This window comes from Vibrio hepatarius (genome assembly GCF_001274785.1).
GTDB lineage: Bacteria > Pseudomonadota > Gammaproteobacteria > Enterobacterales > Vibrionaceae > Vibrio > Vibrio hepatarius.
The window spans coordinates 187,411-208,801 of record NZ_LHPI01000006.1 but is presented as its reverse complement, the minus strand read 5'-3'; the positions used below and the strand labels follow the sequence as shown (position 1 = coordinate 208,801).

At 47.7% G+C, this 21,391-nt stretch carries 24 protein-coding genes and 9 tRNA genes; 12 read left to right on the top strand and 21 right to left on the bottom strand.

The window, feature by feature from the left end:
- Nucleotides 1–4 precede the first annotated feature (4 nt).
- The gene (locus AKJ31_RS09330; RefSeq protein WP_053408825.1) at nt 5–976 is read right to left on the bottom strand and encodes a calcium/sodium antiporter; all 972 of its coding nucleotides are present in this window, start codon (nt 974–976) and stop codon (nt 5–7) included.
- A 242-nt stretch (nt 977–1,218) separates the two neighbouring features.
- Between AKJ31_RS09330 and mlaF the strand changes: the two genes are divergently transcribed.
- The 8 genes from mlaF to AKJ31_RS09290 all read left to right on the top strand — a co-directional run bounded on the left by mlaF (nt 1,219) and on the right by AKJ31_RS09290 (nt 6,630).
- Nucleotides 1,219–2,016: a phospholipid ABC transporter ATP-binding protein MlaF gene (mlaF, locus tag AKJ31_RS09325; RefSeq protein WP_053408824.1), complete on the top strand. Its 798-nt coding sequence runs from the start codon at nt 1,219–1,221 to the stop codon at nt 2,014–2,016.
- Nucleotides 2,016–2,804, top strand: a complete 789-nt coding sequence (mlaE, locus tag AKJ31_RS09320) for a lipid asymmetry maintenance ABC transporter permease subunit MlaE (RefSeq protein WP_416340955.1) — start codon at nt 2,016–2,018, stop codon at nt 2,802–2,804. The genes mlaF and mlaE overlap by 1 nt, the downstream gene beginning before the upstream one ends.
- A 2-nt stretch (nt 2,805–2,806) precedes the next feature.
- Nucleotides 2,807–3,289 carry an outer membrane lipid asymmetry maintenance protein MlaD gene (gene mlaD, locus AKJ31_RS09315; protein WP_053408822.1) on the top strand — a complete coding sequence of 161 codons (483 nt, stop codon included), beginning with the start codon at nt 2,807–2,809 and terminating at the stop codon, nt 3,287–3,289.
- Nucleotides 3,290–3,298: 9 nt separating this feature from the next.
- Nucleotides 3,299–3,940 carry a phospholipid-binding protein MlaC gene (mlaC, locus tag AKJ31_RS09310; RefSeq protein ID WP_053408821.1) on the top strand — a complete coding sequence of 214 codons (642 nt, stop codon included), beginning with the start codon at nt 3,299–3,301 and terminating at the stop codon, nt 3,938–3,940.
- On the top strand, nt 3,937–4,245 hold the full coding sequence (locus tag AKJ31_RS09305) for an STAS domain-containing protein (protein WP_053408820.1): 309 nt from the start codon (nt 3,937–3,939) through the stop codon (nt 4,243–4,245). Before mlaC ends, AKJ31_RS09305 begins: the two co-directional genes overlap by 4 nt.
- 13 nt (nt 4,246–4,258) lie before the next feature.
- Nucleotides 4,259–4,513: a BolA family iron metabolism protein IbaG gene (ibaG, locus tag AKJ31_RS09300; protein WP_053408819.1), complete on the top strand. Its 255-nt coding sequence runs from the start codon at nt 4,259–4,261 to the stop codon at nt 4,511–4,513.
- 9 nt (nt 4,514–4,522) lie between these two features.
- A complete protein-coding gene (gene murA, locus AKJ31_RS09295; protein WP_053408818.1) occupies nt 4,523–5,782 on the top strand; it encodes a UDP-N-acetylglucosamine 1-carboxyvinyltransferase in 1,260 nt (419 codons plus the stop codon).
- Nucleotides 5,783–5,901: 119 nt separating this feature from the next.
- Complete coding sequence (locus AKJ31_RS09290; protein WP_053408817.1) at nt 5,902–6,630, top strand: 1-acylglycerol-3-phosphate O-acyltransferase; 729 nt, start codon at nt 5,902–5,904, stop codon at nt 6,628–6,630.
- A 335-nt stretch (nt 6,631–6,965) separates the two neighbouring features.
- Here AKJ31_RS09290 and AKJ31_RS09285 read toward each other — a convergent pair.
- The 13 genes from AKJ31_RS09285 to mutY all read right to left on the bottom strand — a co-directional run bounded on the left by AKJ31_RS09285 (nt 6,966) and on the right by mutY (nt 12,924).
- Nucleotides 6,966–7,041: transfer RNA gene (locus tag AKJ31_RS09285), tRNA-Asn, on the bottom strand.
- A 5-nt stretch (nt 7,042–7,046) separates the two neighbouring features.
- Nucleotides 7,047–7,122: transfer RNA gene (locus tag AKJ31_RS09280), tRNA-Thr, on the bottom strand.
- Between the two features lie 40 nt (nt 7,123–7,162).
- Nucleotides 7,163–7,238 (bottom strand) — tRNA-Asn (locus AKJ31_RS09275).
- A 23-nt stretch (nt 7,239–7,261) separates the two neighbouring features.
- Nucleotides 7,262–7,337 (bottom strand) — tRNA-Thr (locus tag AKJ31_RS09270).
- A gap of 54 nt (nt 7,338–7,391) precedes the next feature.
- Nucleotides 7,392–7,467 (bottom strand) — tRNA-Phe (locus AKJ31_RS09265).
- Between the two features lie 221 nt (nt 7,468–7,688).
- Nucleotides 7,689–9,314: a methyl-accepting chemotaxis protein gene (locus AKJ31_RS09260; RefSeq protein WP_053408816.1), complete on the bottom strand. Its 1,626-nt coding sequence runs from the start codon at nt 9,312–9,314 to the stop codon at nt 7,689–7,691.
- Nucleotides 9,315–9,650: 336 nt separating this feature from the next.
- Nucleotides 9,651–9,726 (bottom strand) — tRNA-Asn (locus AKJ31_RS09255).
- 40 nt (nt 9,727–9,766) lie between these two features.
- A tRNA-Phe gene (locus AKJ31_RS09250) sits at nt 9,767–9,842 on the bottom strand.
- A gap of 7 nt (nt 9,843–9,849) precedes the next feature.
- Nucleotides 9,850–9,925: transfer RNA gene (locus AKJ31_RS09245), tRNA-Thr, on the bottom strand.
- A gap of 55 nt (nt 9,926–9,980) precedes the next feature.
- Nucleotides 9,981–10,056: transfer RNA gene (locus tag AKJ31_RS09240), tRNA-Phe, on the bottom strand.
- A 103-nt stretch (nt 10,057–10,159) separates the two neighbouring features.
- Nucleotides 10,160–11,296, bottom strand: a complete 1,137-nt coding sequence (mltC, locus tag AKJ31_RS09235; protein ID WP_053408815.1) for a membrane-bound lytic murein transglycosylase MltC — start codon at nt 11,294–11,296, stop codon at nt 10,160–10,162.
- Between the two features lie 281 nt (nt 11,297–11,577).
- The gene (locus AKJ31_RS09230; protein ID WP_053408814.1) at nt 11,578–11,850 is read right to left on the bottom strand and encodes an oxidative damage protection protein; all 273 of its coding nucleotides are present in this window, start codon (nt 11,848–11,850) and stop codon (nt 11,578–11,580) included.
- A gap of 9 nt (nt 11,851–11,859) precedes the next feature.
- Nucleotides 11,860–12,924 carry an A/G-specific adenine glycosylase gene (gene mutY / locus AKJ31_RS09225; protein WP_053408813.1) on the bottom strand — a complete coding sequence of 355 codons (1,065 nt, stop codon included), beginning with the start codon at nt 12,922–12,924 and terminating at the stop codon, nt 11,860–11,862.
- Nucleotides 12,925–13,130: 206 nt separating this feature from the next.
- On the opposite strand from mutY, the gene trmB reads away from it, so the two are divergent.
- The 3 genes from trmB to AKJ31_RS09210 all read left to right on the top strand — a co-directional run bounded on the left by trmB (nt 13,131) and on the right by AKJ31_RS09210 (nt 15,536).
- Nucleotides 13,131–13,850 (top strand): tRNA (guanosine(46)-N7)-methyltransferase TrmB, encoded by a 720-nt coding sequence (gene trmB, locus AKJ31_RS09220; protein ID WP_053408812.1) that lies wholly within the window; start codon nt 13,131–13,133, stop codon nt 13,848–13,850.
- Between the two features lie 109 nt (nt 13,851–13,959).
- Nucleotides 13,960–14,880: a glutaminase B gene (glsB, locus tag AKJ31_RS09215; protein WP_053408811.1), complete on the top strand. Its 921-nt coding sequence runs from the start codon at nt 13,960–13,962 to the stop codon at nt 14,878–14,880.
- A gap of 29 nt (nt 14,881–14,909) precedes the next feature.
- Nucleotides 14,910–15,536 carry a DNA-3-methyladenine glycosylase family protein gene (locus AKJ31_RS09210; protein ID WP_053408810.1) on the top strand — a complete coding sequence of 209 codons (627 nt, stop codon included), beginning with the start codon at nt 14,910–14,912 and terminating at the stop codon, nt 15,534–15,536.
- On the opposite strand, the gene hemW is transcribed toward AKJ31_RS09210, so the two are convergent.
- The 7 genes from hemW to AKJ31_RS09175 form a co-directional block, all read right to left on the bottom strand.
- On the bottom strand, nt 15,533–16,714 hold the full coding sequence (gene hemW / locus AKJ31_RS09205; protein WP_053408809.1) for a radical SAM family heme chaperone HemW: 1,182 nt from the start codon (nt 16,712–16,714) through the stop codon (nt 15,533–15,535). The two genes, AKJ31_RS09210 and hemW, sit on opposite strands and share 4 nt — an antisense overlap.
- Nucleotides 16,714–17,316 carry an XTP/dITP diphosphatase gene (locus AKJ31_RS09200; protein WP_053408808.1) on the bottom strand — a complete coding sequence of 201 codons (603 nt, stop codon included), beginning with the start codon at nt 17,314–17,316 and terminating at the stop codon, nt 16,714–16,716. The genes hemW and AKJ31_RS09200 overlap by 1 nt, the downstream gene beginning before the upstream one ends.
- A gap of 36 nt (nt 17,317–17,352) precedes the next feature.
- Nucleotides 17,353–17,784, bottom strand: a complete 432-nt coding sequence (locus AKJ31_RS09195) for a DUF4426 domain-containing protein (protein ID WP_053408807.1) — start codon at nt 17,782–17,784, stop codon at nt 17,353–17,355.
- Between the two features lie 70 nt (nt 17,785–17,854).
- Nucleotides 17,855–18,145 (bottom strand): DUF167 family protein YggU, encoded by a 291-nt coding sequence (gene yggU / locus AKJ31_RS09190; RefSeq protein ID WP_053408806.1) that lies wholly within the window; start codon nt 18,143–18,145, stop codon nt 17,855–17,857.
- Complete coding sequence (locus AKJ31_RS09185) at nt 18,145–18,702, bottom strand: YggT family protein (RefSeq protein WP_053408805.1); 558 nt, start codon at nt 18,700–18,702, stop codon at nt 18,145–18,147. Before AKJ31_RS09185 ends, yggU begins: the two co-directional genes overlap by 1 nt.
- Nucleotides 18,703–18,738: 36 nt before the next feature.
- Entirely contained in the window at nt 18,739–19,557 is an 819-nt protein-coding gene (gene proC / locus AKJ31_RS09180) for a pyrroline-5-carboxylate reductase (RefSeq protein ID WP_053408804.1), read from the bottom strand.
- A gap of 51 nt (nt 19,558–19,608) precedes the next feature.
- A complete protein-coding gene (locus AKJ31_RS09175; RefSeq protein WP_053408803.1) occupies nt 19,609–20,325 on the bottom strand; it encodes a YggS family pyridoxal phosphate-dependent enzyme in 717 nt (238 codons plus the stop codon).
- Between the two features lie 25 nt (nt 20,326–20,350).
- On the opposite strand from AKJ31_RS09175, the gene AKJ31_RS09170 reads away from it, so the two are divergent.
- On the top strand, nt 20,351–21,391 hold the full coding sequence (locus AKJ31_RS09170; RefSeq protein WP_053408802.1) for a type IV pilus twitching motility protein PilT: 1,041 nt from the start codon (nt 20,351–20,353) through the stop codon (nt 21,389–21,391).

Below are 21,391 nucleotides of genomic sequence, written 5' to 3'. Positions count from 1 at the left end.
GCGATTACGCTGTCATGTTAAGAATAAGGTAGCTTTGGTATCCGATAAAGCAGAGGAAGAGAACCGCACCTTCAACGCGGTTGATGCTGCGTGATTTACCTAAAGCCATCGCAACCAATAATAAAGAGACGCCTAGCATAACCCAGAAATCACGTCCCATCGCATATTCACTTAAAATTGACGGGTTTAAAATGCCTGGAATACCCATCACGGCAAGAATATTGAATACGTTTGAGCCGATGATATTACCTACCGCCATGTCGTCTTCACCTTTCATTACGCCGGCAAGAGAGGCGGCCAGTTCAGGCAGGCTGGTGCCAACGGCGATGATGGTCAGACCGATTACTAGGTCACTCATACCGAAGTACTGCGCAATAATCACGGCGTTGTCGACTAACATATCTGCCGCAAGAGGCAAGACGATAAGACCAATAACGACCCAGACGCCTGCTTTCATGTTGCTCACGCCTTCTGGAACTTCAGACTCTTGCTCTTCCAACAGAGGATCAGGCTTTCCACCGGACTTTTCTTTTTGGCTAATGCGTAGCATCGCGACGATGAAAGCGGCAAATAGCACAAACAATAGGATACCTTCATAAAAGCCTAAATGGCTGTCCCAAAGTAAGACACCGGCTAAAATAGTTACACCAACCATCAGTGGCAGTTCACGGCGTAATACCGCAGAGCTAATCGATAGCGGCTTGATTAGTGCAGTAATACCCAAGATCAACGCGATGTTAGCGATGTTTGAGCCCAGCACGTTACCGACCGCAGTATCGGTTTTACCGTCAAGTGCTGCGGTTGCCGATACCATCATTTCTGGTGCCGAAGAGCCCATTGCGAGGATAGTCATACCGATAACTAATGGTGAAATACCGACATTGCGAGCTAATGCTGCAGCGCCGAAAACCAGCTTGTCTGCACTCCAAACCAAAAATACTAATCCGATAACGAGAAACGCAACGGCTTCAAACATGACACATCCTAATTTAGACAATTGAAAGAATTTAACCGTCAATTTTGACGCTTTGGCCTATAAAAGGGAAGCGGTTGATCGAATAAATTGTTAACCAATGATGCGATTCAAATCTTTGTCTTATGGCTGAGGAAAATGAATTAAGCTTTATTTATATAATCACAATTAATCGAACAGTGCTTTTAATTCAAAATGAATCTGCTTATGATTGCCCATTCATAGAGAACGAATAAGAGTTTGCGATGACATCAGACGACCTAGTAACTGTTGAGCAGTTAACGTTCTCCCGCGGGGAGCGCAAGATATTTGATAATATCAGCTTGCACGTGCCCAAAGGAAAAGTGACCGCAATCATGGGCCCGTCAGGGATAGGCAAGACCACGTTATTGCGTCTGATTGGTGGGCAGATCGCTCCTGAATCAGGCAATATTTGGTTTGACGGTAAAGACATCCCAAGATTAAGCCGCAAACAACTCTACACTGAACGTAAAAAGATGAGCATGCTGTTCCAGTCAGGGGCACTTTTTACCGACCTGAACGTTTTTGATAACGTCGCTTTCCCTCTTCGCGAGCATACTCAATTAGACGAAACGCTGATCCGCACTCTGGTGCTACTTAAATTAGAAGCGGTTGGCTTACGTGGCGCTGCAGAACTAATGCCGAGTGAACTCTCTGGTGGTATGGCTCGCCGTGCTGCGCTTGCTCGCGCGATTGCTCTTGACCCTGATTTAATCATGTATGACGAGCCGTTTGTCGGCCAAGACCCGATTACAATGGGTGTGCTGGTGGAGTTGATTCGTAACCTCAACCAAGCGCTGGGGGTTACGTCAATTGTCGTATCCCACGACGTGCCTGAAGTGATGAGCATTGCTGATTGGGTCTACATTCTGGCGGACGGTAAAGTGATTGCCTGTGGTTCTCCAGATGAGATTCGAACTAATCCTAACCCTCAGGTTCAACAATTTCTTAAAGGTAAAGCGGATGGCCCGGTTCCATTTAGATATCCAGCGAAGCCGATTGGTGCGGAGTTGTTTCAATGATGGCTGATATTGCAAATTTCGTCGCTGGAAGCGGACGTCGCGCCTTATCGGTGCTCGAATCGTTTGGTCGCGCCAGCTTGATGCTGTTTGGCGCTATTGTTACGCGACCGAAGCCGATACAAAACTTCCCGCTGCTGGTTAAACAGCTTTATAGCGTGGGTGTGCAGTCACTGATCATTATCGTCTTGTCGGGATTGTTTATTGGTATGGTGCTCAGCTTGCAAGGCTACGTCATTCTGGTCGACTTCGGCGCGGAAGGCGCATTAGGCCAAATGGTGGCATTGTCGTTACTGCGTGAACTGGGCCCTGTGGTTACGGCACTATTGTTTGCTGGCCGTGCTGGTTCTGCATTGACCGCGGAAATCGGTTTGATGAAAGCCACCGAGCAACTTTCTAGCATGGAAATGATGGCCGTAGACCCACTTAAACGTGTGATTGCGCCGCGTTTTTGGGCTGGGGTTATCTCGATGCCGTTGCTGGCAATGATCTTTATGGCGGTCGGCATCTGGGGCGGCCAACTCGTCGGGGTTGATTGGAAAGGAATCGACCACGGCAGCTTCTGGTCTGCGATGCAAGCCTCTGTCGAATTAGGTCAAGATATCGGTAATAGCATGGTTAAGGCCTTGGTGTTTGCTATCACGGTAACTTGGATTGCGTTATTTAATGGATACGATGCGACTCCGACTTCGGCTGGAATCAGCCGAGCGACGACTCGCACTGTTGTACACTCTTCACTGGCAGTACTGGGTCTCGACTTTGTACTCACCGCACTGATGTTTGGGAACTAAGCATGCAACAAACAAGAAAAATAGAACTTTGGGTAGGTAGCTTTGTTCTTGCTGGAATTTGCGCAATTCTAGTAATGATTTTTCAAGTCGCTGACGTTAAAGGCTTCGGCTCCAACGATACTTACACTCTAAAGGCAGAATTCGACAATATCGGCAGTCTTAAAGTTCGTTCACCAGTGAAGGTGGGTGGCGTTGTGATTGGCCGAGTGACTGAAATCGGTTTAGACACTGAGTCGCTATTGCCTGTTGTGACGATGTCAATCAACAGTGATTACAACCAGTTCCCAGAAACGTCGAGCGTGAAGATCCTGACATCCGGTTTGATTGGTGAACAATACATCGGGCTGACACCAGGCTTCGTGTTTGAAGATGAACAGATGCTGGTGGACGGTGATTTTATCGAAGACACCAAATCAGCAATGGTTTTAGAAGATTTGATTGGTCAAGTGCTGTATAGCGTTGGCGGCGACTCAGCGAGTGAATAGGCGGATAGTATGTTGAAAAAGTTAGTACTTACTCTTGTTTCAGTCTTTTTTTCATTTCAGGTGATAGCGGCAGAAGTAGATAAAACTCAGCCGTATGAAATGATGAAACAGGTGTCGGAAAAAGCGTTTAGCCGTTTGAAGGCAGAGCAACCTAAGATTCAGCAAAACCCAGACTACCTGAAGGTTGTGGTTGAAGAAGAATTGATGCCTTATGTCAACGACAAGTACGCGGCATTAAAGCTACTGGGTACCAATCTAAAAGGCGCTAAGCGCGAAGATGTTGCGGAGTTTATCGAAGCGTTTCGTAGTTATTTGATCAGCTCTTACGCTCAAGTTTTGACGAAGTACAGCGACCAAGAAATTCAGTTTGGTCCTGAGCCAAAACTGGACCCGTCAAAGTCGATTACGGGGATCAAAGTGGAAATCATTGATTCGCCGCGACCAAACATCAAGCTGGAATTTAAGCTGCGTAAGGATAAACGCTCTGGTGAGTGGGAAGCGTTTGACATGATTGCGGAAGGCATCAGCCTACTATCAAGCAAACAATCTGAGTGGAACGGAAAACTGCGCCAAGAAGGCATTTCAGCCGTGGCGAAAGACCTGAAAGAGCTTGCAGCCAAGCCAATCCAGTTTGAGAGCCCAGCGCAATGACAGACTCGCAATGGCAAAAGCAGTCAGACGATAGCTACCTGATCACCGGTTCGCTGAACCGCGACTCAGTGCCGAAAATATGGCAGGCAGTACAACAATGGCAACCTGAATCCTCACGCATCGAGGTGAATATGGAGCAGGTTAAACGTGTTGATTCTGCGGGTATGGTACTGTTAATTCATTTAATAGAGCATGCAAAAAAGCAAAACTGTCATATAATGCTCAGCTTCGTGCCAAAACAACTGAAAACGCTATTTCAGCTTAGTAATGTCGAAGAGTATCTTGGCGGGCATTTAAAGAATTAAACAGGGGTGAATTGTGGACAGCGCAAAAGTACAACAGATTTTAGAACAAGAACTAAACCTAGAAGAGCTACACGTGAAAGGCGAAGGTAGCCACTACGAGGTGGTCGCTGTTGATGCTTGTTTCGAAGGAATGAGCCGCGTTAAGAAACAACAAATGATTTACGCTCCTCTGATGGATTACATCAAAAGAAATGACATTCATGCGGTATCAATCAAAGCTTACACTCCTGATGAGTGGGCTCGTGATAAGAAGTTGATGTCACTGTAAGGTTTATTAATGGAAAAGTTTCGAGTTACGGGTTCTTCAACCCCTTTAGTTGGTGAAGTCACCATTTCAGGTGCTAAAAACGCAGCACTACCGATTTTATTTGCGTCTATCTTGGCAGAAGAGCCAGTAGAAGTGGCGAACGTGCCACACCTTCGTGATATTGACACCACCATGGAGCTGCTTAAGCGCCTAGGTGCAAAAGTTGAGCGTAACGGTTCAGTTTACGTCGATGCGGGCAGCATCAACGAATACTGCGCGCCATACGACTTGGTGAAAACCATGCGTGCTTCTATCTGGGCTCTAGGTCCTCTAGTAGCTCGTTTTGGTCAAGGTCAGGTTTCTTTACCAGGTGGCTGTGCTATCGGTGCTCGTCCCGTTGATTTACATATCCACGGATTAGAGCAGTTGGGTGCAACGATCACCCTGGAAGACGGTTACGTTAAAGCAAACGTAGACGGCCGCTTGAAAGGCGCACACATTGTGATGGACAAAGTGAGCGTAGGCGCAACGATTACGATCATGTGTGCTGCGACGCTTGCTGAAGGCAAAACAGTGCTGGATAACGCAGCGCGTGAACCAGAGATTGTTGATACAGCCGATTTCCTTAACAAGCTTGGCGCTAAGATCTCAGGTGCAGGTACAGATACGATCACGATTGAAGGTGTTGAACGCCTTGGTGGTGGTAAACACGCTGTCGTTGCTGACCGCATTGAAACCGGTACTTTCTTAGTGGCTGCTGCGGTATCAGGCGGTAAAGTGGTATGTCGCAATACCAGCGCGCATCTACTGGAAGCGGTACTGGCTAAGCTAGAAGAAGCGGGTGCTAAAGTGGAATCTGGTGAAGACTGGATTTCACTCGATATGACCGGGCGTGAGCTTAAGGCTGTGACCGTGCGAACTGCACCACACCCAGGTTTCCCAACCGATATGCAAGCACAGTTCACGCTATTGAACCTAATGGCGAAAGGTGGCGGTGTGATTACCGAAACCATCTTTGAGAACCGCTTTATGCATGTTCCTGAGCTGATGCGTATGGGCGCGAAAGCAGAAATCGAAGGTAACACCGTAATTTGTGGCGACTGTGACCACTTAAGCGGTGCACAAGTAATGGCGACAGACTTACGCGCTTCAGCGAGTTTAGTTATCGCTGGTTGTATCGCTCAAGGCGAAACTATCGTTGACCGCATTTACCACATCGACCGTGGTTACGACAAGATTGAAGATAAGCTAAGTGTTTTAGGCGCGAAGATCGAACGTTTCCGCGACTAAAATTAGCCTTCAGCTAACATTTGTAAGCCGAAACGCAAGTTTCGGCTTTTTTATGAACATTAGATCAGTTAGAGTCATGGCAAATAATTTTTGACTCACCGTGTTCTCGGAGAACAACAATGATTGCACTATTACGTGTACTAGCAGTTGCTGTGTTTGCAATTGTTATGTTTGTGTTTGGCTGTGGCTACTGCCTACTTAGCCCACGTAACCCTAAGCATGTTTTCACCTTTGGTCGACTATTTGGCAAAATGTCTCGTGTATTCGGCATCAAGCTAGAACTGCGTATTCCAGAAGATGCGTACAACCGTGGCCAGCATGTCTACATCGCTAACCACCAGAATAACTGGGACTTGTTTACCGTTTCTTCTGCGGTGACCCCAAAAGTGGTGACAGTTGGTAAAAAGAGCCTAGCTTGGATGCCTTTGTTTGGGCAACTGTACTGGCTGACAGGTAACATCCTTATCGACCGTGGTAACCGTTCGAAAGCGAAAGGCACGATTGACCAAGTCGTAGATAACCTTAAACAAAGTGACGTATCAGTTTGGATGTTCCCAGAAGGGACACGCTCTCGTGGTCGTGGCTTAATGCCATTTAAAACGGGCGCGTTTCACGCGGCAATCGGTGCTGAGTTACCAATTATTCCTATTGTGTGTAGCACGACTAGTGACATTAAGTTTAACCGCTGGAACAACGGTCATGTGATTGTTGAGATGCTGCCACCGGTGAGTACAGAAGGTTATCGCAAAGAGCAAGTTCGTGAACTAGCAAACATCTGCCGTGATCAAATGAAAGCCAAATTAGAAGAGTTAGATGCAGAAGTTAAGCAGCTAAACCAAGCTAAGTAACGACAAAGCTAATAACAACTTATCTTGAAAAGCGTGCGCAGGTCGCACGCTTTTTTGTGCCTGTTATACGCGCTCTGTAAGTTATTTTGGGCGCATGAAGGGCATTGCTAGGGGGAATATGCTTCCAAGCAAACTAGTGGCTTACAACGATGACAAGAGCGAAATGAGAGTAGGGCAGATACGAAAAAGCCTTATCAAATGATGAAGTTTTTCTAATATGTCTAGCTCTGCAGGACTCAATGCGGCCCGACGTTTCGGCTGAGACATTGCTTTGGAACAAAGCAGGAGCATTAGATGCGAAAAAGCCTCATCGTGTGATGAGGCTTTCTCTAATATGGCTCCCCCTGCGGGACTCGAACCTGCGACATACGGATTAACAGTCCGCCGTTCTACCAACTGAACTAAGGGGGAAAAGGTGGTGCCGACTACCGGAATCGAACTGGTGACCTACTGATTACAAGTCAGTTGCTCTACCTACTGAGCTAAGTCGGCGCCTTTATCATCAACAAGCTAAAAGCTTATTGACTGAAAGTGGCTCCCCCTGCGGGACTCGAACCTGCGACATACGGATTAACAGTCCGCCGTTCTACCAACTGAACTAAGGGGGAATTATCTTTCAAACAAGAATGAATGGTGCCGACTACCGGAATCGAACTGGTGACCTACTGATTACAAGTCAGTTGCTCTACCTACTGAGCTAAGTCGGCACACTTTATTCTTTTTACTATTGTTCGTGCAAAGCACCAACAATTAAGAAATTGTGGTGCCCGGAGGCGGAATCGAACCACCGACACGAGGATTTTCAATCCTCTGCTCTACCGACTGAGCTATCCGGGCGACGAGGTGTATTAAACGGCTTTTCGTGTTTAAGGTCAACACTAAAATGCAAAAAAAATATCGTTTGATGTTTTTCTATACTTAGTGGGCTGTTTTTGCTCATTTTGGCGAGGAAGTGTATAGAGAGCAATAGAAGTTATACGTACAAACACAGGAATAGTTTAACTTTGATCGGAAAAAAGCACGCCTTTAAGCGTGCTTTTTATTGTTTAAGAGACTAATTACTGCTTAACCGTAAACTTGCTTAACCAGTTTTCAAGCTCATTCGCCATATGAGTCAAGGATTGCGTGCTGTTGTGACTCTCAACAACAACGTTGCTCAGCTTGGTGCCGCTCTCTTCAATCATGTTGATTCGCTGTGAAATATCGTCACTCACTTGTGTCTGCTCGGCCGCTGCGGTGGCAATTTGATGGCTCATTTGGCTGATTGTTTCCAGAGCAAACACGACCTGTTTTAGTGCCTCAGATGCGTTCTGCGATTCAATTACTGTGCTTTCACTGGTTTCGGCACACACTTGCATGGTGCTGATCGCGTTGCGAGAGCCGGCTTGCAAGTTGGTGATCATTTGCTGGATCTCTTTGGTGCTGTCTTGGGTTCGACCTGCGAGGTTACGAACCTCATCCGCGACAACCGCAAATCCACGACCTTGTTCGCCGGCGCGCGCAGCTTCGATGGCGGCGTTAAGTGCTAACAAGTTAGTCTGCTCTGCGATATCACCAATCACATCTAATACTTTGACGATATTGTTCACATCGTTATCGAGGTTAGCGACGGCTTGGCTTGCAGCATTAAGCTCACCTGCCAACCCCTGAATGTTGTCTACCGTACTGTGGATCAGCTGTTGAGTATGTTGTGACTGTTTATCAGCTTCATCGGTGTTTTGTGCTGTGTTACGCGCAGAATCGGCGACGTTGTTAGCAGAAGAGGCCATTTCAGTCATCGCCGTCGCGATCATCTCGGTCGATTGTTGCTGATAGTCGGTCAACTGGCTAATGCTTGCTGAGCGATGCTCCACGTGAGATAGCTCGTTGCGTAGTGCGTGCATTGAACTATCAAGGTTCGATACCAATTGGGCGAGCGATTGGCTCATGTTCTGTACCGCTTCATAGATACTGCCTGCCGGTGCTGGCTGGGCAAAGCTTGCTTGAATGTTGCCTTGTGCTACTGACTGAACCGCATTACGCACATCTTGTGGCTCGCCACCGAGCAGATTTAGCATGCGGCGGATAGAGAAAATCAAGACCGCTAATATCGCGCTCGCGATAATGAAACACATCGCAAGTTTCCATTGTGCTGTTGACCAAAAGCGCGCGTTGACTTCATTGAAACCGATACCGGTGCCGACAACCCAGCCCCATACCGGCGTACGCTGGGCGATGGAGAGTTTGTCTTCGATAGAGCCGTCAGCTTGTTTCTGGGTCCAAGTGTATTCGATTAGTTTTCCAGTCGAATTTCCGAGTACCTTCTGAATAAGTTGACCCACACTATTGCCGTCACCGTCTTTAAAGTCATTAAAGCTGGTGCCGTGCAACTGAGGATCGAGTGGTGTGGCGACAAAGGTCATGTTCTCGTCAGCGACGTAAACGTACTCATTGTCTTTGTAGATGTTATTGCGCAGTAATCGCGTTGCGAGAGCTTTCGCTTCGTTTTCTTCCAGTGTGCCGTCGAGCGACATCTTTTCCACTTCGGTCAGAATACTGTAGGCACTGTTGAACAATTCGGTGACTCGAGCCTTGTTGTCCAAGTTACTCGCGACGCGCAGGGTCCATAGACCGGATGCAGTGAGCGCAAGCAAAGAGGCAAGAATAATTGCTGATAACAAATACGCTTGTGTTTTTAATTTCATCGTTTTTACTTCTCACATTGTAGTAATCGAGTAGGGCATGGATTACTGCGACTTCCGCGGTATGCATAAAGTAAAGCTGCCACTACAACTTTTGCATGACCAGATGATTTAATTCTTGCCTCGAAATAAGTCATATGCGAATTTTTTATTGAGATCTGAGATTGTAGTCACGACTGTTTTTGTAACCGCTGCGAATCGTGTGAAGTATGCGTGAAAATTATCTGGAGATTAGAGAGAGTTTTTACCGTTGTCTTGTCGGCTGAGACATTACTTTGGAGCAAAGCAGGATCATTAGATACGAAAAAGCCTCATCGTGTGATGAGGCTTTCTCTAATATGGCTCCCCCTGCGGGACTCGAACCTGCGACATACGGATTAACAGTCCGCCGTTCTACCAACTGAACTAAGGGGGAATTATTTGTGTCACTTCTTTCAAAGTGAAGCACCAAATAATGGTGCCTCGAGGCGGAATCGAACCACCGACACGAGGATTTTCAATCCTCTGCTCTACCGACTGAGCTATCGAGGCAAAAGAATGGTGCCGACTACCGGAATCGAACTGGTGACCTACTGATTACAAGTCAGTTGCTCTACCTACTGAGCTAAGTCGGCACACTTTATTCTTTTACTAACTGTTCGTTGCAAAGCACCAACAATCAAGAAATTGTGGTGCCCGGAGGCGGAATCGAACCACCGACACGAGGATTTTCAATCCTCTGCTCTACCGACTGAGCTATCCGGGCGACGGAGCGCTATTAAACGGATTTTCGGTCTTGCCGTCAACTTGTTTTTAGAAAAAAATTCAAAAAAGTGGTTAACTGCCGATAATTTAGGCGTTTTTGGCGCTTAAGTCTTACCTTGGTTAAATTGCTTCTTGTAATTAGTCACTTTTTCCAAGTATCGGCGTGCTTCTGCGTTTGGATGCTTCTTGGTGAGTGCCCAATAAACCTGATTGGGTTGCAGTGAGTTCAAATCTCTCATCGCTCGTTTTCGGTCTTTACGGTTAAAGGTGTTCAATACGCCACCTGTACCACCGTTGTAAGCCGAGATCATGCTGTATTCAAGCGATGTTGGATGGTTCACGTCTCTCAGGTAACGGTTTTTGAGAATGTAGAAATAGGCTGTACCTGTATCGATATTGTTCTCTGGGTTAAACAAGTACTTTGGTGTCGGTTCACCAGAACGCTTTTTAACCAGCTTAAATACATCACGTCCCGCGGTTTTCGGTACAACTTGCATTAGGCCATAAGCGTTTGCCCAGCTCACCGCATAAGGGTTGAAGCTGCTTTCGGTTTTGATGATCGCGTAGATCAGGTCTTCAGGAATATCGTATTTCTTCGATGCGCGGCGCACGATGTCAGCGTATTTATAACTGCGGATCTCAAGCTGCTCCGCGACCATTGGGATCTCGACGTAGTAGGCTTTCTTAAAGTCGACGTCTTTTACTTTGATTTTGTTGGCGATCAGGTAGTCGGCGAAACGGTTAGCGCGCCATGACCACTGAATTGGCTGTCTGTCTTGGTCGACGACCTGACGGTAAAGGAAGGGTTGGCCTTCCAAGCGAATATCTTTAGAGGAGAACAAATCCACCTGAGCAGGATCATCTGGCGTCAGTAGGGTGGTGATGATGGCATTTTTGAGGTGGCCTTTCGGGTCGGTTGGCGACACGGTTTCAATCGTTATCAAGCCTTTATCAAAATTGACCTCTGAGCGACTCATGTAGTTATCAATGTATTTAACGTAGTTGCTCTTACCGGCGAATTTGACTTCACTTTTGCCCCAACGCTTTTCGATATTACCGGAGAAACTGTCGATCAGCGCGTCGAGTGCCGCGGTATCTTTCTCAAATTGTCCGGGTAACTCGGCAAGGTTGCGAGCAAAGCGGTTGGTAGGCTCGTAATTGACATCGTACATGCCTTCGATGAACTCTCGACTGCATCCGACTAGCGTCAAAGCAAATAGCAAGTAAGCTAACTTTCTCATAAATATCTCAATACCATGCTATCGCTCCTCTAATACCAATCACAGTAAGTAAATGGTCAGAAATAGCGTAGGAAAAATGCTTGAGAACAAGGCAAAATTTTTCGATAAGTAGTTATTCTACCATCAAAAATTTTAACGCAGTTATCGAGTATTTTAACAAGCTAGAATGAACAGTTATTTACTACGATTGGTATAATTACGATAGCGAGTCAGATCGGTACAAAAAAGACACCAATGCAGCGCAGTGATGTCTTTTTTGAAACTATCCACCAAAAGGATGATTACTCGCTCGGTGGCGTGTAACCTTCGATGTGCACGTCTTTACCTTCGAACAGGAAGTTAACCATTTCTGTTTCGATCAGTTTGCGGTGCTCAGGATCCATCATGTTGAGTTTTTTCTCATTGATCAGCATTGTCTGTTTGTGTTGCCACTCAGCCCATGCCTGTTTAGAGATGTTGTCGAAGATGCGTTTACCCAGTTCACCCGGGTACAGCTGAAAGTCTAAGCCTTCGGCTTCTTTTTGTAGTCGAGCACAAAATACAGTGCGGCTCATGATGACTCCTTAAATATGTTCTGATTGAAGTTCAAACGGTAGGCTTTCCAGTAACTGTTTTACTGGAGCCGCCAGGCCGATCTCTTCAGGTTTGGATAAGTTATACCAAAGACCTTTGCTTCCTTCCATTACCACGTCGGGTTGCTTTGACAGCTCTACCAAAATTGGCGTGATATCAAGGTGGTAGTGGCTGAAAGTATGTCTAAAGGCGATCAACTGTTTTTGCTCGCTGATATCTGGTGTTTGCACGCCGCGTAGTGAAAGCGAATGGTCGAGTTCGGCATTACTGTTTTCAGGGAAGCAGAATAGACCGCCCCAAATGCCCGACTGAGGACGCTGCTCAAGCCAGATATGGTTGTCATGGTGCAGCATGATAAACCAAGTCTCTTTTACCGGTTTCTCTTTCTTCGGCTTTTTCCCTGGGTAATCTAACGGGTTACCTTGTCTGTTAGAAACACACATTGAGGCGACAGGGCATAGCGAACACTTAGGTTTGCTGCGAGTACACACCATCGCGCCCATGTCCATCATCGCTTGATTGTATTTATCTACGTCGCTATTTGGTGTGTGTTCTTCAGCGTGTAACCAGAGTTGGTTCTCGACCTTCTTTTGCCCCGGCCAGCCTTCAACGGCAAAACAGCGCGCTAGCGTACGTTTAACGTTGCCGTCTAGGATCGCGTGTGGCTGCTTATAGACAGAAGACAGAATCGCCGCAGCGGTAGATCGTCCGATTCCAGGAAGTGCATTCATCTGTTCGATATCGAGCGGGAACTCCCCACCGTACTGCTCAGCCACCATTTTTGCGGCTTTGTGCAAGTTACGCGCGCGAGCGTAATAACCCAGTCCAGTCCACAGGTGCAAAACTTCATCTTGCTCAGCGTTGGCGAGGTCTACCACGGTCGGAAAGCGTTCGAGAAAACGCTGGTAATAAGGAATAACAGTGGCGACTTGAGTTTGCTGAAGCATGATTTCAGACAACCAGACACTGTAAGCGCTCTTGTTTTGTTGCCACGGGAGGTTTTTTCTCCCATAGGCGTCGTACCAATCTAATATGGCTTTGGCAAAAGGGGTCACGACTTGCTCTGTGTTTAATATTTGTATAGCAAAATTGCACCACAATTTAGGCAACTTGTACAACCGACAAAGTGTGTGGTTATGTTTGTGGAGTTAATCGCGCTATATGTTGGCGTGGAATTTAGGGAAAAGACTTGCACCTGTGGCTATTCTTTGGATAATCACAATCCCTTTGAGGCGAGACCAATTTTTAGACAGGCAAAATCATGAGTGAAGTGACCACTAACGAATACAACGAAGACGGTAAACTGATACGCAAAGTTCGCAGCTTTGTTCGACGCGAGGGTCGTTTGACCAAAGGTCAAGAAAACGCGATGAAAGAGTGTTGGCCGACCATGGGTATCGACTATCAAGAGCAGCTTCTTGATTGGAAAGAAGTGTTCGGTAACGACAACCCTGTGGTACTAGAAATTGGTTTTGGTATGGGTGCATCTTTAGTTGAAATGGCAAAGAATGCTCCAGAGAAGAACTTCATTGGTATCGAAGTACATAGCCCAGGTGTGGGTGCGTGCCTATCTGATGCACGTGAAGCTGGCGTCACTAACCTACGTGTGATGTGCCATGACGCGGTGGAAGTATTTGCGAATATGATTCCAGATAGCAGCCTAGCGACACTGCAACTGTTCTTCCCAGACCCATGGCACAAAAAGCGTCACCACAAACGTCGTATCGTGCAGCTTGAGTTTGCAGAGATGGTGCGCCAGAAGCTTATCATCGGCGAAGGTATTTTCCACATGGCGACGGACTGGGAAAACTACGCGGAACACATGGTTGAAGTCATGAATCAAGCACCTGGTTTTGAGAATATCGCGGAAGACGGTGACTTTGTTCCTCGTCCTGAAGAGCGTCCGTTAACGAAATTTGAAGCGCGCGGTCACCGTTTGGGGCACGGCGTGTGGGATATCAAATATAAGCGCGTAAAATAAGCACTTACTGCGCAAAGATAGTTGAATGACAAGGAAAGCCAACATTTCGCGATGTTGGCTTTTTTTACCCTATAAGAAAAATAATAAGCCTTCGATAAATAGGTAAGTAATGAAACCAACAAAAGAAATTTTAGCTGAAATCCTAAGTGAAGTTCGTCCTCTTATTGGTCACGGGAAAGTCGCTGACTACATTCCCGCATTAGCCAAAGTTCCGGCAGATAAGTTGGGGATCGCGGTATTTACCAATCAGGGGGAAGTGATCAAAGCCGGCGACTCAGATGAGTCGTTCTCGATTCAATCCATTTCTAAAGCGCTGAGCCTGACCTTGGCGATGTGCCTCTATAAACCCGAAGAGATTTGGACGCGCGTGGGGAAAGAGCCGTCTGGACAGGCGTTTAACTCGCTGATCCAGTTGGAGATGGAGCAGGGCATCCCGCGTAACCCTTTCATCAACGCTGGTGCGATTGTGGTGGCTGATTTGCTGAATAGCCGCTTATCGGCGCCGCGTCAGCGTTTGTTGGAGTTTGTACGTCAGCTTTCTGGTGATACACATATCTGTTACGACAAGGTGGTTGCCGCTTCAGAAATGATGCACAGTGACAGAAACGCGGCGATTGCTTATTTGATGCGCTCATTTGGCAACTTTGAAAACGAAGTGATCCCAGTACTCAACAACTACTTCCACGCTTGTGCGCTAAGAATGAGCTGTGTTGACCTCGCCAAAACATTTAGCTATTTGGCCAACAAAGGGACGTCGGTGCAAACGGGTAAGCCAGTGATCACACCAACGCAAACCAAGCAGCTCAATGCGCTGTTGGCAACGTGTGGTTTGTACGATGGCGCGGGTGAGTTCGCCTACCGCGTCGGTATGCCGGGGAAATCCGGTGTCGGCGGCGGTATTATCGCTATCGTACCGGGCGAAATGACCATCGCTGTGTGGTCACCAGAGCTTGACCCATCGGGTAACTCGCTCGCGGGCACCAAAGCGCTGGAGTTGCTTTCTGAGCGTATCGGCCGCTCTATCTTCTAGACTTAAACTATCGTACGCAAGGAGGCGTTATGGCAAAGCTAGATTCGAAAAAGATCCACGCGGACTTGTTGAGTAAGCTGGTCGCGTATCCTGTGTTGCACGCAATGGTCAGCAGCAACGGTCCACAGCATATCGAGAAGCAGCCGCCAGAGCAGTTCCTTGCGTATTTGAGCCGCGCGGTTGCGGGGCAGCAGTTGTCTGTCACCGCAGCGAAAACCATATGGCACCGTGTAGAGGCGCAGTCACAGCAAGGCGGATTGGATGCGTTGCTGGTGGACGAACACTACGACACGCTCAGAAGTTGTGGTTTGTCTAACGCCAAAGTCAAAACCTTGCTAGGCATCAACCATGCGTTGAAAGAAGGCATTATCTGCCCATCGGTACATCAAAGCGACGACGCACAGTTCATTACTGAGCAACTGGTGCAGTTGTGGGGCGTCGGGCAATGGACTGCCGAAATGGCGCTGATGTTTTTCTTTGCCCATCCGGATGTTTGGTCTGATGGCGATCTGGCGTTGAAACGTGGACTGGAGCGTATGGCGGAGCAACAGGGCGTCAGTGCTGATGAGATTCTTCAGTCAGTGACGCCTTATCGTACTTACTTTGCCCTGCATGTGTGGGAAGTGATGGACGCAGAGCTGATGAAAGAGGACTAGTCCTCGTCTTCAGTCATAAAGGCTTCAAGCAAGTCGTTTAAAAACAGTTTACCTTTCTCGGTGATTTGCCAGTGTGTCTCTGACTCACTCAGGTACTCCATCTCTTTTGCCCAGTCGATCGTCGATTGAATCGCATCAAAGCCCAATCCAGTAGTATCAATGAAGTCTTGTTTCGGACACGCTTCCATCAATCTAAAACGGTTCATAAAGAACTCAAATGGACGGTCTTGCTCGGCGACATTCACTTCGCTATCTAAGTACGGCTTGACCATATTCTGATACGCCGCCAAATAACCTTTGGGATGCTTCACTTTCGTGGTGCGAATGATGCGCCCATCTGCAAAACTTAGCTTGCCGTGAGAGCCACAGCCGATGCCGAGGTAATCGCCAAAACGCCAGTAGTTGAGGTTGTGTTGGCACTGATAACCTGGTTTGCTGTAGCCAGAAATCTCGTACTGTACGTAGCCCGCTGCGGCTAGTTTTTTATGGCCGAGCTCAAAAATGTCCCACAGGTCATCGTCGTCGGGGAGCGTCGGAGGCTTGTAGTAGAACATGGTGTTGGGCTCGATAGTGAGCTGATACCACGACAAATGAGGCGGGTTAAGCTCAATCGCTTTATCCAAGTCCGCCAGAGCTTGCTCGACTGATTGGTCTGGCAAACCGTGCATCAAGTCGAGATTAAAGCTGTTCAGGCCGATCTGGTGCGCCAATTTGGCCGCATTGACCGCTTCGTCCTGACCATGAATCCGCCCCAACCGTTCGAGTTTTGATTGCTCGAAACTCTGCACGCCGATAGATATACGCGTCACACCGGCTTTGCGGTAGCCAGCGAAACGCTCGGCTTCAATCGTGCCTGGGTTGGCCTCCATGGTGATCTCAATCTCAGGCTTGAAGGGAATACGCTGCTCAATGCCTTTCAGCAGCTCGGCGATGCCTTCAGCAGATATAAGGCTCGGCGTACCACCACCGATAAAAATCGAATGCAGCGGACGCGGATTAGCCTTGAGCTGGTAGCGTCCGATGTCGCTGTCGAGGTCTTCCAATAGTGCGGCAATGTACTGCTGCTCTGGGATCTCAGCTTTGAGTGCGTGCGAGTTAAAGTCGCAGTACGGACACTTTTGCACACACCACGGGATGTGTACATAAAGGCTTAAAGCAGGAGGCGTCAGTTGGCTCATTATTGCTGCTCAGACAGGGTAGCAAACAGTTGCTTGAGCGCTTTGCCACGGTGAGAAAGTTGTTTTTTGCGTACCGGTTCCAGCTCTGCAGAAGCACAATCATCTTCAGGGACGTAGAACACAGGGTCGTAACCAAAGCCGTTGTCACCATGAGCTTGCGTCAGGATGCGGCCTTCCCACTTACCGTGGCAAACAATCGGTGTAGGGTCGTTTTCGTGGCGCATCAGTACCAGTACGCAGTGGAAACGAGCCGTACGCTCGGCTTCTGGTACGCCTTGCATCGCGTCCAGCAGCTTTTCTAGGTTCTGCTGGTCAGTAGCGTTCTCACCCGCATAGCGAGCAGAGTAAATACCCGGAGCGCCTTGCAGATAATCGACTTCTAGACCTGAGTCATCGGCAATAGCAGCTAAGCCAGTTTCTTTCGCGGCATGGCGAGCTTTGATGATCGCGTTTTCGATAAAAGTGGTGCCAGTTTCAGCCACTTCCGAAACGTTAAACTCACTTTGCGCCATCACTTCAAAACCGAAATCCGACAATAGGTCGGCCATTTCACGGACCTTACCTTGGTTGCCCGTCGCTAATACAATTTTTTTCTCTTTCATCGATGACTCTTACTGATTGGTGCGGGAAGAGTAGCGCTACTCTTCCACGTAAAATTTCTGGGTGAACTTTAATGTGCCGTTGCCTTTAATGCCAGCATTAACGTTGAGATCAAAGGTAAGACTTTCTTCTTCTGAAACTGGGAACTCTGCGAGGTAGTAAATCGCATTGCCTTCTTTCACTTCGCGGAAGTTAAGTTGGCGGATTTGACCGACCAAGTTGCGGCTGTTACCGGAAATATCGGCGGTAATCGCTGGCTTTCCTGCTTGAGAGTTATCCAATACGCTGATGTTCAAAATAGCTGAATAGCCGTTACGTTTCAGGCTGTAGTTTCTTGCCATTTCTGCGGTTAAAAACGTCGAGTTGAATGCTGAGTAGTGCACCTCAACGTCTTTGATATATTTAAACTGTTCTGCCCAACTTGGCATGGCAAACACGCTTGCGAGCAGCAGTATTATCCATTTATTCATAGTGCTTCCTTTTGCGACATTGTGCTTCAAACGCTTTGGTCGCTTGACGCTATCGATAAACAAAAAGCCATCAAAGGATGGCTTCAATTTCTTGCGGGATTTGTACGGGAGAGTGAACTCTGACTTGTTTGTGACGGCCCAACTCGCCTTTTTCTATGCTTATTAATCCCTTGGCCACTTTAAACTGTTTGGCTAGGTACTTACTCAGATGTGCGTTGGCTTTTCCGTCGACAGGAGGCGCGGTGATGGCGATTTTTAGCTCGTCACCGTGCAGACCAACAATCTTGTCCCGACTGGCTTTAGGTTGAATATAAAGCCGCAGGACAAGGTCTGCGCCATCTTTCCAGACTGCCTTTATCATTATAGTCGGAACCACATCGGACCGATTAAGTCTCCGAGTAAAATGTTGGCGAATTGCAGTGCGATAAACAGTACCAGTACGCTTAAATCAAAGCCGCCCATCGCTGGGATAACGCGACGAATTGGCGCTAGCATTGGTTCTGTTAGCTGGTGGAAGACGTACTCGATTGGGCTACGACCTTGGCTTACCCAGCTTAGGATTGCACGAATCAACAACACCCAGAATAGTAGTCCGCCCGCTGCTTTAACTAGCGATAATGCGCCAAGGAACAAAAAGTCCATACTGAACGATACTGAGCCGTTTGACGCGATAAGGATCAAGACGACAAACTTAAGCACACACAGTACATACGCGAATAGCACCGTGGCTAAATCGAGATTACCTACCGATGGGATCACTCGACGTAGCGGGCCAATCACCGGCTGAGTTGCTTTAACGATAAACTGTGAGAACGGGTTATAGAAGTCTGCACGTGCAGCCTGTAACCAAATACGTAAGATCACCACCATTATGTATAAATCAAAAAAGGTGGAAATCAGAAAACTCATTGAATTCATGGGTTACCCTTACTTCGGTGAGCGATAAGCTCAATATTAAAATAGTTTTTCCATTTCTTCAGCACGAGCAACCGCTGCTTGCATCGCTTTTGCTACGATATCGGAAAGTTGATGCTCGTTAAACGTGCGTAATGCTTCCGCGGTGGTACCGCCTTTCGACGTGACTTGCTCGCGTAATGTCGATAATTCAGTGTCTGGATTGGCAACCACCATGTTTGCTGCGCCAAGCGCTGATTGTTGTACCAGTAAGCGCGCAGTGTCTTTATCAAACCCTTGTGCGATAGCTTCTGCCTGCATGGCTTCCATAAACAGGAAGAAGTACGCAGGAGCACTACCGGCAGCGGCAATAACGTTGTTGATACCAGATTCTTGCTCGACCCAACACACTTTGCCCACCGCTTGCATCAACTGCGCAGCGAACTCTTTATCTTGATGTGCTACGTGCTCAGGAGCAAACAGGCCGCTCATGCCCAAACCGAGCTGAGAAGGCGTATTTGGCATCACGCGCACCAAGTTCAATTTGCTTGCCAGCATCTCGTTTAAGCGCGAACAATTGATGCCAGCAGCGATCGAAATCACCAGTTTGTTGCTGAAATCGATAGATTGTAGTGGTTCACATACTTCTGCCATCATTTGTGGCTTCACAGACAAAACCACCACATCGGCTTCTGTAGCAGCCAAGATGTTGTCGCTGGTGGTGCGGATGCCAAAATCTTGCTCTAGTGGCAAGCGGCGTGTCTCTGAAGGCGCGGTTGCCACGATGTTTTGCGCTGGATAACCATCTGCGACTAAGCCAGAAATAATGGCTCTCACCATGTTACCCGCACCGATAAAGGCAATCTTTTTATGTTCCATGTGTCTGTTTTCCGTTGTGGTGTATTATTTGTGCTTATCGCGACTGATTATTCATTGTTTAGAGCTGTAGTCGCGAGCGCCAAAAATCGCCGTTCCAATTCGCACCATGGTGCTGCCCGCTTCAATAGCGGCCTGCATATCACCACTCATCCCCATCGACAGTGTATCTAGGTTGAGCTCAGGGTAGCGCGCGGCAAGTTTATCTTTCAATTCTGCCAGTTGCTTGAACGCCACTAGTTGAGATTGATAATCCGAGACGTTCGCTGGGATCGACATCAATCCTCTTAAAGTGAGGTTGGGAAGGGCAGAAATCAACTCCGCCAACTCAAAGATTTCTGCGTCGCTTGCGCCAGATTTGGAGCTTTCACCACTGGTGTTGACTTGGATAAGTACTTGTAGAGCAGGCAGGTGCGTTGGGCGCTGATCGTTGAGGCGCTTGGCAATTTTTGCGCGGTCGACGGTATGAACCCAGTCAAAACTTTCGGCGACGTGGCGCGATTTGTTCGACTGAATCGGACCGATAAAGTGCCATTCGAGTGACAAATCAGGGTGATGCTCACTAAAATAAGCGACTTTATCAGCGCCTTCTTGAACGTAATTTTCACCAAAAGCTTTCTGACCTGCGCGAGCAGCGTCTAAAATTGCTTCTACAGGTTTTGTTTTACTAACCGCGAGAAGTTTCACCGACTCTCGACGCCGTCCGCATTTTTGCTGTGCATCTTCTATCTGTGAGGTGATCTGTTCAATATTTTGTTGAATACTGTTCATAGCAGATTTTACTTAAGGAAAATAAATGGATATCACTGAGTTACTGGATTTTAGTGTAAAACATAACGCGTCAGATCTACATCTTTCTGCGGGTGTTCCTCCAATGGTACGTATAGATGGTGAAGTAAGAAAGCTCGGCGTGCCTGCTTTTAGTCATTCTGACGTGCATCGTTTGGTTTTTGAGATCATGAACGACGCACAACGCAGCGAATATGAAGAGCGTCTGGAAGTCGACTTCTCCTTTGAACTGCCGAATGTTGGACGTTTTCGTGTTAACGCCTTTAACCAGTCTCGCGGTTGTGCTGCTGTGTTTCGTACCATCCCGACTGATATCCCAACCTTAGAACAACTGGATGCGCCGCAGATCTTCGAAAAGATCGCCAGCATGGAAAAGGGGCTTGTGTTAGTCACAGGGCCAACTGGCTCGGGTAAGTCGACTACCCTAGCGGCGATGGTCGATCATGTTAATCGTCACCACAACAAACATATTCTGACTATCGAAGACCCGATCGAATTTGTGCATACCAATAACAAATGTTTGATCAACCAGCGAGAAGTGCACCGTGATACCCACAGCTTTAATAACGCGCTACGTAGTGCGCTGCGTGAAGACCCGGATGTAATTCTAGTCGGTGAGTTGCGTGACAAAGAGACCATCAGCTTGGCACTGACCGCAGCGGAAACAGGTCACTTGGTCTTTGGTACTTTGCACACCAGTAGCGCGGCGAAAACCATCGACCGTATTATCGATGTCTTCCCTGGTAGCGATAAAGATATGGTTCGCTCGATGTTGTCAGAATCACTGCGTGCGGTTATCGCGCAAAAGCTCCTTAAACGTATCGGTGGCGGTCGTACCGCTTGCCACGAGATCATGATGGCGACACCAGCGATCCGCAACTTGATCCGCGAAGATAAAGTGGCTCAGATGTACTCGATCATTCAAACCGGTGCGGCACACGGGATGCAGACGATGGAGCAAAATGCCAAACAGTTGATCGCGCAAGGGCGAGTTGATCCAGAAGAAGTCGCGAAGAAGATCGAGTCCGAATCGGTCAGCATGTATTGA